This window comes from Halobacillus litoralis, from assembly GCF_009856355.1.
GTDB classification, from domain to species: Bacteria; Bacillota; Bacilli; order Bacillales; family Halobacillaceae; genus Halobacillus; species Halobacillus litoralis_B.
In genome coordinates this window covers 139,735-155,850 of the sequence record NZ_WMEW01000004.1, presented here as the reverse complement: position 1 = coordinate 155,850, position 16,116 = coordinate 139,735, and the positions used below count along the sequence as shown (strand labels likewise).

The window sequence follows — 16,116 nt, the reverse complement described above, 5'->3', positions numbered from 1 at the left end:
AAAGAATCATTCCAGTCGCTCTGAAAGAAGAATTTTGGTAAAATATAAACCACCAAAGATGGAACGGCAGGTGGAGGAGATATGGCAGACAGTATGACCGGTTACGGCCGGGAAATATCAGAGCAGGAGGGAACACGGGTGGTGGTGGAAGTGAGGTCCGTCAATCATCGGTTTCTTGACGTGCACACACACCTTCCTTCGTCCCTTTTGTTTATGGAGGATTCCATTAGAAAACGTGTGAAAGAAGCTGTGCAGCGCGGCCGTGTGGATGTTTACATCACCATGGACAGCGGTGGGTTTCATACGAACGTCGAAGTGGACTGGTCAGCAGCCGAACAGTATATCCAGGCCATGGAGGGCTTGAAGAGCCGGTTTCATTTGACGGGCGATATAACTATTGATATGGTATCCAAGTTAGAGAATGTCTTCGTTACAAAAGAAACGGAGGATGTTCCGGGTTCTTTTCAGGAAGAGCTTCAGGCGTCGGTGAAACAGGCCCTGAACCAGCTGACGGATATGAGGAAACGAGAAGGAAGGCAGTTGACGAAGGATCTTCATTCCCGAATAACGGCCGTTGGACATTGGCTGAAGATGATGGATCAGCGCCGCCCGGATGTCATAAACGAATACAAAGCGAGAATACGCGCCCGTATTGAAGAATACGCTGCACAGACCCTCACGCAGGATGAACCGAGGATTCTGCAGGAAGTGTCCCTGATGGCTGAAAAAGGGGATGTCACGGAGGAATTCACGCGTATGCACTCCCACCTTCAACAGTTTGAGGAGGCGTTGACCCAGCCGGGATCCGTTGGGAGACGTCTGGATTTCATTCTTCAGGAAATGCATCGGGAAGTGAACACGATGGGATCGAAATCCAATGACGCCCTTTTGATGGAGTATGTACTCAACATGAAGAGTGAGTTGGAAAAAATGAAGGAACAAGTGCAAAATGTCGAATAACAATTGTGTTCTGTACGGTTTTTTTCATATAATAGAGTTAATGATTAAGTGCTTGGCCATAAGAAGGAGGAGTCAGCTTTGAGTTTAAAATTGATCAATATCGGGTTTGGGAACGTTGTTTCTGCCAATAGAATCATTTCCATCGTTTCACCTGAATCCGCTCCAGTCAAACGTATCATTACTGTCGCCCGTGACAATAATAAATTAGTAGATGCTACATATGGCCGCCGTACACGTGCGGTCATCATCACAGATAGTGATCATGTCGTACTGTCTGCTGTTCAGCCGGAGACCGTCGGGCAGCGTGTAATCAGTAATGACGAGATTTCAGATGAAAACTAGGAGGACTATTCGCAGTGATTGAACAGAAAGGTATTTTATTTATTCTTTCCGGACCATCCGGTGTCGGAAAAGGAACCGTACGGAAGGCTCTGTTCGAGCAGTCGACAGACTTACGATATTCCATTTCCATGACGACACGTGCTCCACGTGAAGGGGAAGTGGATGGTGTCGATTATTTCTTTAAAAGCAGAGATGAATTTGAAAAGCTGATTACAGAAGGACAGCTGATTGAACATGCCGAATACGTCGGCAACTATTACGGCACGCCGCGCCAGTATGTGGAAGAAACGCTGAACCAGGGGAAGGATGTTTTCCTCGAAATTGAGGTTCAGGGCGCATTGAAAGTCCGCGAAAACTTCCCGGAAGGTGTGTTCGTATTTTTAATTCCTCCTTCTCTTGAAGAATTAAAAGACCGGATTGTAAGCCGTGGAACAGAGACAGAGGAAAAGGTGAAAAACCGTCTTCTCGCTGCCAAAGAAGAAATTGATATGATGGATGCCTACGATTATGTTGTCGTCAATGATCAAATTGACAACGCTGTTCAAAAGGTCCAGTCCATTGTAGCCAGTGAACACTGCAAGCGTGAACGTGTGGCTCATCAATACAAAAAAGCATTGGAGGAAAAATAATTATGATGTTAGAACCATCCATTGATTCCCTGCAGAAGCAGATCAAATCAAAATATACTCTAGTCACTCTTTCAGCACGAAGAGCCCGTGAATTGAAGCAGGGGAGTGCTCCTATGGTCGATCATCCGACCTCTCACCAGCAGGTTGGCGTGGCCCTGGAGGAAATCCGCGACGGGAAATTAAATTATATTGAAGCGGATGAGATTCAAGAACGGACAGAAACCACATAATAGTATTGTTCTCGGAACAACGTAGGAAAAGCCGCGCATCTGTATGACGATCAGCGCGGCTTTTCCTGCGTATTTTACCGTGATATTTTTTACAGGCAGGGGGTCCATCACATGTTAAAAGATAAAAAGATTGTCCTGGGCGTGTCAGGAGGGATAGCGGCGTATAAAGCGGCTGCACTGACGAGTAAGCTTGTTCAGGCAGGAGCCTTCGTCAAAGTTATTATGACAGAAAGCGCCAGGAACTTCGTCGCTCCGACGACGTTTCAGGCTTTGTCCAGACAGCCCGTCTATACAGATACGTTTGATGAACAGGATGCGACACAAATTCAGCACATTGATGTAGCCGATTGGGCGGATTTATTTTTAATTGCGCCCGCCACAGCCAATACAATTGGGAAGCTTGCGGGAGGGCTGGCCGATGATATGCTGTCGACGACCCTTCTTGCAACGGAGGCACCGGTGTACATCGCCCCGGCGATGAATGTACACATGTACAGCCATCCGGCCGTCATGAACAATATGAAAAAGCTCGATGAATGGGGCTTTCGTTTTATTGAGCCTGGTGAAGGTTATCTGGCCTGCGGTTATGTGGGTAAAGGCCGGCTGGAAGAGCCGGAGAGTATCGTCAAGGTCCTTGAGGATGAATATAGGAAAACCGTGTCGTTAAAAGGGAAAAAAGTTCTCATTACAGCAGGACCTACACAGGAAAAAATAGACCCTGTGCGGTATTTTACGAACCCTTCTACAGGGAAGATGGGATTTGCTCTGGCCAGACAGGCGGCACGAAGCGGAGCTGAGGTTACCCTCGTGACAGGTCCTGTCTCTCTCCATACGCCAAAAGGTGTGAAGCGCATTGATGTGGTCTCTGCACAGGATATGTATGAAGAAGTGCTGAAGCATTTCCCGCATGCAGATCTCGTAATTAAATCAGCAGCCGTTGCCGACTACCGGCCGAAGGAGACCTTCCTTCATAAAATGAAAAAATCACCAGGAGAATATGCGGTTGAAATGGAGCGGACCGATGACATTCTTCAGGAGCTTGGCAAAAGGAAAGAATCTCAGTATTTGATCGGGTTTGCTGCGGAAACAAACGATCCTGAGCAATACGGAAGAGAAAAACTAGAGAAAAAGAACCTGGATGCGATTGTGATTAATAATGTTGCAGAGGAAGGGGCGGGCTTCGGAACAGATACCAATGTGTCCCTCTTCATCCAAAGAAACGGCAGTGAAAAAACATATCCATTGATGACGAAGGACCAGCTCGCTGAACAAATTCTTAAGGAAGCGTCTCAGGAGATGTCGGGGCGTGACCGCACGTGATTGCTAATGTCATTGTGGACGTAGCCTCCCAGAATACCAACAGACCCTTTGATTATGAAATTCCTGAAAAGTTCGAAGGGATTGTGCAGCCCGGAGTCAGGGTGATCGTTCCCTTCGGACCGAGGAAAATTCTCGGCTATGTGATTTCCCTGTCGGAAACGTCCAGCTTTTCTTCCGTCAAGAAAATCACGGACGTGCTGGACGTGATTCCTACGCTGACAGAAGAGCTGCTTCATCTGGGGAAATGGCTGTCCAATTATACGTTAAGTTATTACATTTCCTGTCTACAGGTCATGCTGCCGCAGGTCATGAAAGCCAAATACAGAAAAGAGTTATGGAAACTGACAGATGAACCGCTTCAATCAGCCCTTGATGCTGTATTTGATGGACGGGGTGTCATGGATTTTGAAGAGTTCGAGCAGTCCGGTGTCAGTTACCATGTCCTCAGGAAACATATGAACGAAGGCGAAGTAGATGTTCACTATGAAGTGAAGAGCAGGGAAACGAAGAAGTTGAAGCCTATGGTGGCACCGGCTCTTTCCCCTATCGAAATGGAAGAAAAACTGGAAGACCTTTCACCACAGGCGAGAAAACAGCGGGCCATCGTTGAATATTTTCTTCAGCAGCCGGATCCGTTGGAGAAAAAGCTGCTGCTGGATAAACTCCAAACAACATCCGCTGCGTTAAAGCCGCTCGTGGAGCAGAACGTGATCAAGGAGTATAAACAGGAGGTCTTCCGCGATCCATACGGAGGCAGGGAGTTTAAGCGGACGACACCTTTTGCGTTAACAGAGGAGCAGGAAACTGCCATCCAGCCGATCCTCTCACGGATTGAAAATCAGCAGCACGACGTGTTTCTGCTTCACGGAGTTACAGGAAGTGGGAAAACGGAAGTTTATATGCAGTCGATTCAACAGGTGCTGGATAATGGAGAGGAAGCGATCATGCTCGTCCCTGAAATTGCTTTAACTCCTCAGATGGTGGAGCGGTTTAAAGGACGTTTCGGCTCCAAGGTAGCTGTCCTTCACAGTGCTCTGTCAGCTGGAGAAAAGTACGATGAATGGCGGAAAATCCAGCGGCGGGAAGTCCAGGTCGTTGTAGGGGCACGTTCCGCGATATTCGCTCCATTCACGAACATCGGGCTCATCATTATTGATGAGGAACACGAAACCAGCTATAAGCAGGAAGACAGAACGAGGTACCACGCCCGGGATGTAGCTGTTCAGCGTGCAAAGACTCACAACTGTCCGGTCGTTCTCGGAAGCGCCACTCCATCTCTGGAAACGTATGCGCGGGCGGTGAAAGGCAATTATCAGCTGCTTACCCTCAGCAAACGGATGAATGAAGCCGTCATGCCTGAGGTGGAACTCGTGGATATGAGAGAAGAACTGCATAGTGGAAACCGGTCGATGTTTTCCATCCCTTTAAAGGAGAAGATAGAAGAGCGGCTGGCCAGGAAGGAACAGATCGTCCTGTTCCTCAACCGCCGGGGATATTCCACGTTTGTCATGTGCAGGGACTGCGGACACGTGAGCGAATGCCCGCACTGTGATATCGCCTTAACCTTTCATAAGCGGCAGAACCGGCTGAAATGTCACTATTGTTCCCATGAAGAGCCGATGCCTGAGAAGTGTCCGGAATGTGAAAGCAAAACCATCCGGTACTTCGGTACAGGGACACAAAAAGTCGAGGAAGCTCTTCAGGAACTTATTCCCGAGGCACGAATCATCCGGATGGATGTGGATACGACGAGGAAAAAAGGGGCCCACGAAAGACTTCTGACACAGTTCGGTGAAGGGAAAGCGGATATTCTCCTTGGGACACAAATGATCGCCAAGGGTCTCGATTTCGGTAATGTCACACTCGTCGGGGTCCTGGCAGCGGATGCGATGCTGAACCTGCCCGATTTTCGTGCCTCTGAAAAGACCTTCCAGCTGCTCACGCAGGTGAGCGGGAGGGCCGGACGCCACGAGAAAAGCGGGGAAGTCGTTGTTCAGACGTATACTCCGGAACATTACAGCATCGAACTGGCCAGTACGTATGATTATGAGCAGTTTTTCCAGGAGGAAATGAAGCTGAGGAAAGCTTTTCGTTATCCGCCGTACTATTATTTGACGTTGTTTACCATCTCGCATCCGAATCAGCTCAAAGCGGAAGAAGCCACCCGGAAGATTACGATGTTCATGCAGCAGAAGCTGTCCCAGCAGGCCTATGTACTGGGGCCCACCCCCTCTGCGCTTGCCAGGATCAATAATAGATATCGCTATCAATGCATGGTAAAATACAAGAAGGAACCCGAGCAGCGGAAGTTTGTAGAACGAATACTGCATTATTATGAAGATGAAATGAAACAGGAAAATGGTTTACAGATTACGGTTGATTTTCAGCCGTATCAGTTGATGTAGGAAGGAGCCGTCAGTTATGACACGAATTGCATTTATGGGAACGCCGGACTTTGCCGTCCCTGTTCTTGACCGGATTATGAAAGAGGGCTATGAAGTGGTGGTGGCTGTGACCCAGCCGGATCGACCGAAAGGGAGGAAAAAGGTCATGACACCGCCGCCGGTGAAAACCGCAGCCTTGAACCACGGAATTCCAGTGCTGCAGCCCGAAAAGATTAAGAATGAATATGAGGATGTCCTCGCCTATCAGCCGGACTTGATTGTAACGGCCGCTTTTGGACAGATTCTTCCGGAAGCGCTTCTAAACGTTCCGGAATATGGATGTATCAATGTGCACGCGTCACTGCTGCCTGAATTTCGTGGAGGTGCTCCCATCCACTACAGTATCCTTGAAGGAAAGAAAGAAACCGGTGTGACCATCATGTACATGGTCAAAAAACTGGATGCCGGCGATATGCTGTCCAAAGTTGTCGTTCCGATTGAGGATACCGATCACGTCGGTACGCTGCATGACAAATTATCAGCGGCCGGCGCCGACCTTCTCGCCGACACCCTGCCCGATTTGCTGGCAGGAAAAATCACACCGGAAGTGCAGGATGAATCCAAAGTCACATTTGCCGGCAACATTAAGCGTGAACAGGAGCTGATTGACTGGAGCAGAGATCAGCAGGCGGTCTATAACCATGTCCGCGGTCTTCATCCATGGCCGGTAGCCTACACGTACTGGAATGGAAAGCCCTTGAAAATCTGGTGGGCTGAGAAAGTTTCCGGAAACTTCTCCAAGCCTGCCGGAACGGTGGTTAAAATCGAGGAGGACGGCTTCCTCGTTCAAACAGGAGAAGGAAAAGCATTGAAAATCGTATCGCTTCAGCCTTCGGGGAAGAAAAAAATGGACGGACAGTCATTCGTCAACGGTGCCGGGCAATCGTTGAATGAGGGCGACGTATTGGGGGAGCAGCATGGCTAAGTATGTATTAAGGGAAACGGCACTCCATTTGTTAACACGGATCGGTGAGCAGGGAGGCTTCAGTCATGTTCTGCTTGACAGAGAAATGTCCAAACAGGAGCTCTCCCGGCAGGATGGAGCCCTTTTGACGGAAATCGTCTACGGAACGCTGCAGCGCAGAGACCTGATTGATTATTATATCCAGCCGTATACGGCCGGTCAGAAGAAAATTAAACCGTGGGTCCGCTGGCTTCTCTACATGTCTGTTTATCAAATGATATTTCTTGAACGCGTCCCGGATCACGCGGTGATTCACGAGGCTGTGGAAATATCCAAAAAACGCGGACATAAGGGAATTTCCTCCTTTATGAATGGTGTCCTGCGCAATGTACAGCGAAAAGGTGTTCAAAGCCTGGACGACATCGAAAATGAAATCACTCGTCTGGCTGTTGAAACGAGTCATCCTGAGTGGCTTGTCAAGCGGTGGACAGATCAATATGGATTGGAAACAACGCAGGCGATGTGTGAGGCGAACAATCACCATCTTCCTATGTCCATCCGTGTCCAGCCCCTGAGAATCACTCGACATGAGGCTGCTGAACAGCTTCGAGAGGACGGTTTCTCGGTGGAAGAGAGTACGTTCTCCACCCAGGGTCTGGTTGTGAAAGAAGGAAACATTTTAAACCACACTCTCTTTAAAGAAGGCTTTGTAAGTGTTCAGGATCAGAGCTCTATGCTTGTTGGAGAAATGATGAACCTCGAGGAACAGATGTCTGTCCTCGATGCCTGCAGCGCGCCGGGGGGGAAAACGACGCACATAGCTGAAAAGATGAAGGATAAAGGAAGCGTGACCGCTTATGATCTTCATGAGAAGAAGGCCAGGCTCGTCAGTAAAAAAGCCGGACAGCTCCATCTCACTTCCATTAAAGCCGGACAGGCGGATTCACGCACGCTCACTTCTCTCCATGATTCAGAAAGCTTTGATCGCATTCTGCTGGATGCTCCGTGCTCCGGACTGGGTGTTTTAAGAGGCAAGCCGGATATTAAATATCACAAAAGTGAAGAGGATATTTACAACCTCAGGAAGATTCAGGACGACCTTTTCAACGAAGTGGCTCCGCTACTGAAGCCTGGTGGAAAGCTCCTCTATAGTACATGTACGGTGGACCAGCATGAAAATGAGGAAGCTGTCCGTCATTTTCTGGATCAACATCCGGAATTTGAACTGGATCCAGCTTTTGTACACGATCTTCCCGAGGCGCTGCGTAAAGGGGCAGGCCTGACGGAAGCTGGTCTTCAGATCTTTCCGCACGAATGGGATACGGACGGATTTTTCTTGACTCGGTTGGTGAAAAAATAATGGCCCTGCTTCCTGTTGAAGGAAGCAGCCGGTCTTCTATGGATGACAGTAACTGAAAAAGGCAGGTGAACGTCCATGATAGAGTACTACCTCACAGATCAAGGCAGAGTAAGGGCCCATAATGAAGACGCAGGAGGCGTCTTCAGAAATCAAGCCGGTCAAGTGCTTGCGGTGACGGCTGATGGTATGGGAGGTCATCAGGCAGGGGATGTAGCCAGTCGGATGGCTGTTGATGTTTTACATAACGAATGGGAGCAGTCGGACGAGTTTTATACCCCGAGCGGGGCAGAAGAGTGGATGAAGGAAACGATCCGCGCCGCCAACAATGAAATCAAAACCTATGCTTCTGAGCATGAAGAATGTGCCGGAATGGGAACGACGATTGTGGCAGCCATCTGTACCGAACAGTTCGTGTCGATTGCGCATGTGGGGGACAGCCGTTGTTATTTAGCCAATGCGTACGGGTTTAAAGCCGTAACGGAAGATCATTCGCTTGTCAATGAACTAGTCCGCTCCGGCCAGATCACAGAAGAACAGGCCGAGCATCATCCCCGCAAAAATGTCCTGCTAAAGGCGCTGGGGACGGAATATGATCTTTTCCCAGATGTTCAAAGCATGGAATGGGACCCGGATAACCGTCTCCTTCTTTGTACAGACGGTCTGACAAATAAAGTGAGCTTTGATGAGCTCAGCTGTTTGAAGGACCATGAAGGAGACTGGGGCGGTTTCGCCCATTCTCTTGTCGAACGGGCCAATGAACGTGGTGGAGAAGACAACATTACACTTGCCATTGTCCACCACCTGCCACCCCAGGGTGAGAAAGAAGGTGTGGATTGATGCTCAATGACCGTCTTCTTAATGACCGTTACCGTGTCGATAGAATGATCGGCGGCGGAGGGATGGCTAACGTATACTTAGCCCACGATACAATCCTCGACAGAAGCGTTGCCATCAAGGTACTAAGGCTGGAACACGGAAATGATGAAGAGTTTATTGCGCGTTTCCACCGCGAAGCCCAGTCCGCTACCAGTCTTTCTCATCCGAACATTGTCAATATTTATGACGTCGGGGAAGAAGATGATTTGTATTATATGGTCATGGAATATGTAGACGGTATGACACTGAAGCAGTATATCCAGCAGAACAGCCCCGTTGATGTTTCCGAAGCGGTGGACATTATGCGCCAGGTGACTTCTGCCATCACACATGCCCATGACAACGGCATTGTACACAGGGACATCAAACCTCAGAATATTCTCATTGATCACTATGGTCATGTGAAAGTGACGGACTTCGGAATCGCCATGGCTTTGAGTGCGACCGCTCTGACTCAGACGAATTCAGTGCTCGGTTCTGTTCATTATCTGTCTCCTGAACAGGCTCGCGGCGGAATGGCGACGAAGAAATCAGATGTCTATTCAATGGGCATTGTTTTTTTCGAACTGCTCACAGGGCGGCTTCCTTTTTCAGGCGAGTCTCCGGTTTCCATTGCCCTCAAGCATCTGCAGCATGATACCCCGTCATTAAAGCGGTGGCATCCGGATCTGCCGCAGAGTGTGGAAAATGTCGTATTGAAGGCAACGGCTAAAGATCCTTTTCACCGTTATCCGACAGTGGTGGAGATGGAACAGGACATTGAAACATCCCTGGAACCTTACCGGCTGGATGAGAAACCATTCGAATTGCCGGAGGAGGATGAAGAGGAAAAAACGAAAGCCATCCCTGTCATAACCAAAGAAGCATACGGAGATCAAACGGAAGAAAACACGATCATCCATACGGGGGAATATCAGCCAGTAAAGGACACAAAAGCGTACCAGCAGCCGCCGGAGAAAAAGAAAACGGTGGATAAACAGGAGAAAAAGAAGAAAAGAAGACTCTGGCCCTGGATTCTTACCTTTCTTCTTCTGATCATCTTAGGAGGCGGAGCCGCCCTGTATTTTACTCCGGGCATCATTCAGCCTGCAGATGTGACGATTCCTGAAGACCTTGATGGACGGGAATATGAAGAGGTTTACAGTGAATTGAGCGATATGAACTTGATGGTCAGCCGTGAGTCCCAGTATTCGGATGAAGTGGAGGAGGGGCTTGTCATCACGACAGCTCCTGAACCGGGTAGGACCGTGAAGGAAGAAACGGAAGTGACGATTTATACGAGTAAAGGAAAAGAGCGGGAGGAATTTCCGGATTATGTGGGGGAAGAATTTGACCAGATCGATCAGGAACTTCAGGATAAGGGGTATGCAGGAATCGAACGAATCCCCGTTTCCAGTGACGAGCCTGCCGGTCAAATCGTCGCACAGCTTTCGCCGAATCCTGGAGCAAGTGTGATTCCGGAAGAAGAGGAAGTCATTTTCCGCGTCAGTACCGGACCTCCAACCATCAATCTCGGACGGCTTGACCGAATGACACGGGAACAGGCGGAGAAATATTTAACGGACCGCAGCCTTGAGGCTGAAGTAGCGGAAAGCTATTCGGAAACGGTTCCTGCGGGAGAAGTGATCACCCAGGATCCAGAGGCCTATACAGATGTGAAAGAAGGTTCAACGGTAACCATCACTATATCCAAGGGACCAGAGGAAAAACCACCGCGGGAAGAAACGGTGACGCTGGAGGTTCCGTTCAATGAGGAATCGGAAGAAACGGAACAGCAGGTGTTGATCTATGTCGATGATTATGAAAACGATATGGAGACACCGGTGGTGGAAGAAACCATCACGGAAACCACTTCCTTTGATGTCACGCTGATCATAGAAGAAGGCGGGGAAGCGTCTTACCGCGTGCAAAGAGGTGATGAAGTGATTGACGAAGGAAATGTTCCTTATTAAGAAGGTGATTATATGGCAACTGGAAAAATTATAAAATCTTTAAGCGGTTTTTATTATGTGCTCCATGACGGTGAGGTTTATCAATGTCGTGGGCGCGGGAACTTCCGCAAGAAGAAAGTGTCTCCACTTGTCGGGGATATGGTGGAATTCAAGGCGGACAACCATGAAGAGGGTTATATTCTATCCATCCATGAGCGTAAAAATGAATTTGTCAGACCGCCGATTTCAAATGTCGATCAAGCGTTGATTGTGACGTCGGCCATCCATCCTGATTTTAATTCACTTCTTCTCGACAGGTTTCTCGTCCTGGTTGAAGCCAAGCGGATAGAACCATTTATCGTGATTTCGAAGATGGACCAGCTGGACAAGAGTCTGGTGGAAGAAATGGAGACGTATAAGGCGCAGTATGAAAAGATCGGCTACCCGGTCATTTTGTCGGCTGTGAACGATTCCGATTCCATGGATGAAATTCAAGCCCATCTGGCCGGGCGGACAACGGTCATAGCCGGACAGTCGGGAGTTGGGAAATCCTCCCTGCTCAATTCCATCGATCCGCGCCTTTCCATTGATACAGATGAAATCTCTGAAAGCCTTGGGAGGGGAAAGCATACGACGCGCCATGTGGAACTTTACGATATTTCCGGAGGATTGGTGGCGGATACGCCCGGGTTCAGTTCCCTCGAGTTCGGAGATTTGGAACTCGAACAGCTCCCTGAATGTTTTCCGGAATTCGTAGAAGTTCAAAACGATTGTAAATTCAGAGGCTGCCTGCATCACAAAGAACCCAAATGTGCAGTGAAAGCCGGTGTAGAGAACGGTGGGATATCAGAACACCGCTATGACCACTACCTGCAGTTTATGCAGGAAATCCAGAATAGAAAGCCGAGGTATTAAGGAATGACTAAAATTGCACCATCCATCTTATCTTCTGATTTTGCAAGACTGGCTGACGAAATTAAAGATGTGGATCAAGGCGGAGCGGATTACATTCATGTGGATGTTATGGACGGCCATTTTGTTCCTAATATCACAATAGGGCCTTTGATTGTTGATGCGGTGAGGCCGGTTACGGATCTTCCGCTTGATGTCCATTTAATGATTGAAAATCCGGACGCCTATATTGAAGCTTTTGCCAAAGCAGGAGCAGATATCATTACGGTCCATCAGGAAGCCTGCCCCCACCTCCACCGCACGCTGCAGCTGATCAAAAGCTTCGGTGTGAAAGCTGGCGTTGTCATCAACCCGGGGACGCCGGTGGAAATGATCCGTCCAGTCCTTAAGGAAGTGGATCTCGTTTTATTAATGACTGTGAACCCTGGGTTTGGCGGACAGGCCTTTATTCCTGAGGTGCTTGAAAAAGTCACCGAGACGGCTCAGTTTAGAAGAGACCATGGACTATCCTATGAAATTGAAGTGGACGGTGGGGTGAATGAACGCACAGCCCGTCTTTGTGCAGAAGCCGGTGCTGATGTTCTTGTAGCTGGAAGTGCTGTCTTTAATCAGCCGGATAGAAAACAGGCCATCGAAAAGATCCGCGCCTCCTTGTAATAACGTAGACTTAGGAAAGAGAGCTCAGAGGATTGATAAGAATCCTTTGGGCTTTTTCTATAGAAAGGATGAACATAAGTGAAAAAAGTCATCGTCGTCGGTGGTGGGCCGAAATCGTATATCCCGAGCCTCCAGCGATGGGCAGAAGAAGATGTGGAATGGATTGGTGCCGATCAGGGAGCAGAAGTTCTGGTAGAGGCAGGGATATCCCCTGATGCAGCTATTGGAGATTTTGATTCTGTAAGCGAGCGTTCCTATCAGAAAATTAAAGAGCAGGCCCTGGAGCTGCATACATATCCAGATGAAAAAGATGAGACGGATTTGGAGCTTGCGATCAAGGAGGCACTGAACCGGAAGGCGAAGCATATCGTATTACTCGGAGTAACCGGGGGGAGGATGGATCATTCCCAGGCGAACATCCAGCTGTTGTATCCATTAATGGAAAAAGGCATTAAGGCTGTTATTGTAGATCACCAGAACCAGATTGAAATGGCGGCATCCGGTTCGCATAAAATAGAAGAGGATCCGCAGTATCCTTATCTTTCTTTTCTTCCTGTTACCCTGGAGGTTAAAGAGCTGACGCTCAATGGATTTTACTACCCGCTTTCCCGTGCCCATCTGCCTTTTGGGTCGACCTTATGTATCTCCAACCGGCTGGTCGAAGATACAGGTACTTTTTCATTTGAGTCAGGCATACTCTTAGTAATAAGAAGTACAGACTCAATGGAAGATCAGGAAAAAGGGAGTTCGCATTAGTTCACTTAGGAGGAGGGGGCTCTTTTGAAATTTTACACCATTAAACTCCCGCGTTTTGTCGGGGGGATAGTGCGCGCAGTCATAAGTACTTTTAAAAAGGATTAGCTCCGAGCCATACGTGCCTGAAGGGGGAATAACTTTCTCCTGGAAGGCCCTGATGCGATTCGGTGGTCCCGGGGGCGGCTTTTGAACGTCCCGGGGGCTGCCATAATCATATAAAGGCAAGAAAAAAAGCACCCGCAGAACGGGTGCTTTTTTCAGCTCGCTGTTACACGCGCTGGACTTTACCAGATTTAAGTTCACGCGCTGTTACGTAAACTTTCTGAGGCTTGCCATCCACAAGGATGCGTACTTTTTGAACATTTGCTTTGAATTTACGTTTATTAGCGTTCATCGCGTGTGAACGGTGGTTACCTGCGCGTGTACCTTTACCAGATAGAACACTTCTACGTGCCATGAAAATCCCTCCTGTTACATACAAAAATCATCAGATACTTAGTAACTTTATCATATGTATGTGGGCTTTGCAATAATCTCAGAACAATTATATCAAGAATTTTTTCTTGACAGACAGATTGAATTGTTTCACAGTATATTAGGGGATCGCCCGTTTATTTTCAGCATGGAACACAAATTAACCACGCTTCACTTGTGTTATAATAAGGAGAGAAATTGAGGAATCTAAAGGAGGATCTATATGTCTGTGGATTTAAACAACCAATACGGCCATATTACGATTAGCAATGAAGTTATCTCAACGATTGCTGGAGGAGCTGCTGTAGAATGCTACGGCATCGTCGGCATGGCTTCAAAAAACCAGCTGCGGGACGGGCTGGCAGAAATGCTCCGTAAAGAGAACTTTTCCAGAGGTGTCGTTGTCAGACAGGAAGAAGATCGCCTCCACATTGATATGTATATTATTGTGAGCTATGGTACAAAGATATCGGAAGTCGCTCATAACGTCCAATCTCAAGTAAAATACACATTAAACAAAACAGTCGGATTGTCCGTAGACTCTGTCAATATTTTCATCCAGGGAGTCCGCGTGACAAGCGAATAGGTTGCAGTTGCAGTCAAAGGAGGAAGTAAGTGTGACGTTACAAAAGCTTGACGGCAGAACATTAGCCGAGATGATTTTACAGGGAGCGCATTATTTAAAGCAGAATTCGCAGATGATTGATGCGTTGAATGTCTTTCCTGTACCTGACGGGGACACAGGAACAAATATGAATCTCTCTATGACATCGGGAGCGGAAGAAGTGAGGAACGTTTCCCAGGACCATGCAGGAGCGGTGGCCACATCTCTTTCCAAAGGCCTTCTGATGGGGGCCCGGGGGAATTCAGGAGTGATTCTTTCCCAGGTTTTCCGCGGATTTTCAAAAGCCATTGAGAACAAAGAGGTCTTAACGACCCGGGACTTCTCCGATGCCCTCCAAGGCGGGGTGAAAACGGCTTATAAAGCAGTAATGAAGCCGGTGGAAGGAACCATTTTAACTGTGGCCCGTGAAGCGGCGGAAGCTTCTGTGGAAATCGCTGAAAAAGAAGAGGACTTCATTCCTTTCATGGAAAGCGTGGTGGAAGCGGCCAAAGCATCTTTGAAGCGGACGCCTGAACTTCTTCCTGTTCTTAAGGAAGTCGGGGTCGTCGACAGCGGCGGTCAGGGACTTGTTACGATTTATGAAGGTTTCCTTGCTAATTTAAAGGGCGAGGAAATGCCGGATGTCGAAGAAATGGTTTCCATGAACGAAATGGTAAACGCTGAACACCATAAATTAGCCCAGGACTTCATGAACACCGAAGATATCCATTACGGCTACTGTACAGAGTTCATGGTGAAATTCGAGGAGGATAAGCTGGCGGAGAATCCTTACGATGAAGAAGCTTTCCGTCATCAACTGAGCGAACTTGGCGACTCTCTGCTTGTCGTATCTGACGAGGAGCTTGTAAAAGTCCACGTCCACGCCGAGTACCCTGGTGAAGCGATGACACTTGGACAGAAGTATGGAAGTCTGATCAACATGAAGATTGAAAACATGCGTGAGCAGCACACATCCATTGTGGGTGATAAAAAAGCGAAGGCGAAGCCTCAGGAAAAAGCGCCTTACGGAATTGTAACCGTCAGCATGGGGGACGGGATGAAGAAACTTTTTGAAAGCCTTGGAGCAACCGTTGTCATCCAGGGAGGTCAGACGATGAATCCAAGTACCCAGGACTTATCGGAGGCTGTAAAAGAAGCGCATGCGGAACGTGTATTCATTCTTCCGAATAATAAAAACATCGTGATGGCAGCAGAACAGGCGGCAGAGATGGCTGACTCGGAAGTAGCTGTTATTCCGACGAAGACCATTCCCCAGGGGATGAGTGCTATGCTTGGTTTCAACCCTGAAGCCGATCTCGATACCAATAAAGAAGAAATGACCAGTTTGATGTCTGAAGTGAAAACAGGCCAGATTACCTATGCTGTCCGTGATACCCAGATTGATGGTCTGGATATAGAGAAAGATCATTTCATGGGAATCGCCGACGGGAAAATTTCAGCGACGGACAAAGACGCCGTTACGACAGCGAAAGCACTGCTCAACCAGATGATTGATGAGGATGAAGATGAGATCCTGACAATTCTGACGGGTGAAGGTGTGGACGATAAGGATATTGCTGAGCTGGAAGCCTACGTGGAAGAAACCTTTGAAGATTTAGAGGTTGAAATTCACCACGGCGGGCAGCCGATCTACAGCTATATCTTCTCGATTGAATAAAGAGAAAGCGCCGTTCTATTTTTAGAACGGCGCTTTTCA

17 protein-coding genes are annotated in these 16,116 nt (G+C 48.2%); 16 read left to right on the top strand and 1 reads right to left on the bottom strand.

The features are described 5' to 3' along the window. The first annotated feature begins 81 nt into the window (after positions 1-81). The 14 genes from GLV97_RS08210 to spoVM all read left to right on the top strand — a co-directional run bounded on the left by GLV97_RS08210 (position 82) and on the right by spoVM (position 13,426). Complete coding sequence (locus GLV97_RS08210; RefSeq protein ID WP_160889477.1) at positions 82-960, top strand: YicC/YloC family endoribonuclease; 879 nt, start codon at positions 82-84, stop codon at positions 958-960. 78 nt (positions 961-1,038) lie between these two features. Continuing rightward, positions 1,039-1,302, top strand: a complete 264-nt coding sequence (gene remA / locus GLV97_RS08205) for an extracellular matrix/biofilm regulator RemA (RefSeq protein WP_160835544.1) — start codon at positions 1,039-1,041, stop codon at positions 1,300-1,302. A gap of 14 nt (positions 1,303-1,316) precedes the next feature. Next, positions 1,317-1,931, top strand: coding sequence for a guanylate kinase (gene gmk / locus GLV97_RS08200; protein WP_160835545.1), 615 nt, complete (start codon positions 1,317-1,319; stop codon positions 1,929-1,931). A 2-nt stretch (positions 1,932-1,933) separates the two neighbouring features. Continuing rightward, positions 1,934-2,161 carry a DNA-directed RNA polymerase subunit omega gene (rpoZ, locus tag GLV97_RS08195; protein ID WP_160835546.1) on the top strand — a complete coding sequence of 76 codons (228 nt, stop codon included), beginning with the start codon at positions 1,934-1,936 and terminating at the stop codon, positions 2,159-2,161. Between the two features lie 111 nt (positions 2,162-2,272). Continuing rightward, a complete protein-coding gene (coaBC, locus tag GLV97_RS08190) occupies positions 2,273-3,481 on the top strand; it encodes a bifunctional phosphopantothenoylcysteine decarboxylase/phosphopantothenate--cysteine ligase CoaBC (protein ID WP_160889476.1) in 1,209 nt (402 codons plus the stop codon). Continuing rightward, positions 3,478-5,886 (top strand): primosomal protein N', encoded by a 2,409-nt coding sequence (priA, locus tag GLV97_RS08185; RefSeq protein WP_160889475.1) that lies wholly within the window; start codon positions 3,478-3,480, stop codon positions 5,884-5,886. The genes coaBC and priA overlap by 4 nt, the downstream gene beginning before the upstream one ends. A 16-nt stretch (positions 5,887-5,902) precedes the next feature. Continuing rightward, complete coding sequence (fmt, locus tag GLV97_RS08180) at positions 5,903-6,850, top strand: methionyl-tRNA formyltransferase (protein WP_160835549.1); 948 nt, start codon at positions 5,903-5,905, stop codon at positions 6,848-6,850. After that, positions 6,843-8,189: a 16S rRNA (cytosine(967)-C(5))-methyltransferase RsmB gene (gene rsmB / locus GLV97_RS08175; RefSeq protein ID WP_160889474.1), complete on the top strand. Its 1,347-nt coding sequence runs from the start codon at positions 6,843-6,845 to the stop codon at positions 8,187-8,189. Before fmt ends, rsmB begins: the two co-directional genes overlap by 8 nt. 75 nt (positions 8,190-8,264) lie before the next feature. Further along, positions 8,265-9,026, top strand: a complete 762-nt coding sequence (locus tag GLV97_RS08170) for a Stp1/IreP family PP2C-type Ser/Thr phosphatase (protein WP_160889473.1) — start codon at positions 8,265-8,267, stop codon at positions 9,024-9,026. Further along, a complete protein-coding gene (gene pknB, locus GLV97_RS08165) occupies positions 9,026-11,017 on the top strand; it encodes a Stk1 family PASTA domain-containing Ser/Thr kinase (RefSeq protein WP_160889472.1) in 1,992 nt (663 codons plus the stop codon). The genes GLV97_RS08170 and pknB overlap by 1 nt, the downstream gene beginning before the upstream one ends. Positions 11,018-11,029: 12 nt before the next feature. Next, entirely contained in the window at positions 11,030-11,911 is an 882-nt protein-coding gene (gene rsgA / locus GLV97_RS08160; RefSeq protein ID WP_160835553.1) for a ribosome small subunit-dependent GTPase A, read from the top strand. Positions 11,912-11,914: 3 nt separating this feature from the next. Next, on the top strand, positions 11,915-12,565 hold the full coding sequence (rpe, locus tag GLV97_RS08155; protein ID WP_160835554.1) for a ribulose-phosphate 3-epimerase: 651 nt from the start codon (positions 11,915-11,917) through the stop codon (positions 12,563-12,565). 78 nt (positions 12,566-12,643) lie between these two features. Then, complete coding sequence (locus GLV97_RS08150; RefSeq protein WP_160889471.1) at positions 12,644-13,321, top strand: thiamine diphosphokinase; 678 nt, start codon at positions 12,644-12,646, stop codon at positions 13,319-13,321. Between the two features lie 24 nt (positions 13,322-13,345). After that, positions 13,346-13,426: a stage V sporulation protein SpoVM gene (spoVM, locus tag GLV97_RS08145; protein WP_035531293.1), complete on the top strand. Its 81-nt coding sequence runs from the start codon at positions 13,346-13,348 to the stop codon at positions 13,424-13,426. A gap of 163 nt (positions 13,427-13,589) precedes the next feature. Here spoVM and rpmB read toward each other — a convergent pair whose 3' ends face one another. Next, positions 13,590-13,778, bottom strand: a complete 189-nt coding sequence (gene rpmB, locus GLV97_RS08140) for a 50S ribosomal protein L28 (protein WP_027954154.1) — start codon at positions 13,776-13,778, stop codon at positions 13,590-13,592. Between the two features lie 240 nt (positions 13,779-14,018). Here rpmB and GLV97_RS08135 point away from each other — a divergent pair, with 240 nt between their 5' ends. Then, positions 14,019-14,381 carry an Asp23/Gls24 family envelope stress response protein gene (locus tag GLV97_RS08135; RefSeq protein WP_160835556.1) on the top strand — a complete coding sequence of 121 codons (363 nt, stop codon included), beginning with the start codon at positions 14,019-14,021 and terminating at the stop codon, positions 14,379-14,381. A 31-nt stretch (positions 14,382-14,412) separates the two neighbouring features. Beyond that, positions 14,413-16,077: a DAK2 domain-containing protein gene (locus GLV97_RS08130; protein WP_160840231.1), complete on the top strand. Its 1,665-nt coding sequence runs from the start codon at positions 14,413-14,415 to the stop codon at positions 16,075-16,077. Positions 16,078-16,116: the final 39 nt, after the last annotated feature.

Excerpts from the sequence above, each read along its gene's own strand:
- rsgA (WP_160835553.1), top strand. The coding sequence starts at position 11,030 with ATGGCAACTGGAAAAATTATAAAATCTTTAAGCGGTTTTTATTATGTG.
- coaBC (WP_160889476.1), top strand. The coding sequence starts at position 2,273 with ATGTTAAAAGATAAAAAGATTGTCCTGGGCGTGTCAGGAGGGATAGCG.
- rpmB (WP_027954154.1), bottom strand. The coding sequence starts at position 13,778 with ATGGCACGTAGAAGTGTTCTATCTGGTAAAGGTACACGCGCAGGTAAC.
- rpoZ (WP_160835546.1), top strand. The coding sequence starts at position 1,934 with ATGATGTTAGAACCATCCATTGATTCCCTGCAGAAGCAGATCAAATCA.
- GLV97_RS08135 (WP_160835556.1), top strand. The coding sequence starts at position 14,019 with ATGTCTGTGGATTTAAACAACCAATACGGCCATATTACGATTAGCAAT.
- fmt (WP_160835549.1), top strand. The coding sequence starts at position 5,903 with ATGACACGAATTGCATTTATGGGAACGCCGGACTTTGCCGTCCCTGTT.
- rpe (WP_160835554.1), top strand. The coding sequence starts at position 11,915 with ATGACTAAAATTGCACCATCCATCTTATCTTCTGATTTTGCAAGACTG.
- pknB (WP_160889472.1), top strand. The coding sequence starts at position 9,026 with ATGCTCAATGACCGTCTTCTTAATGACCGTTACCGTGTCGATAGAATG.
- GLV97_RS08210 (WP_160889477.1), top strand. The coding sequence starts at position 82 with ATGGCAGACAGTATGACCGGTTACGGCCGGGAAATATCAGAGCAGGAG.
- rsmB (WP_160889474.1), top strand. The coding sequence starts at position 6,843 with ATGGCTAAGTATGTATTAAGGGAAACGGCACTCCATTTGTTAACACGG.
- GLV97_RS08170 (WP_160889473.1), top strand. The coding sequence starts at position 8,265 with ATGATAGAGTACTACCTCACAGATCAAGGCAGAGTAAGGGCCCATAAT.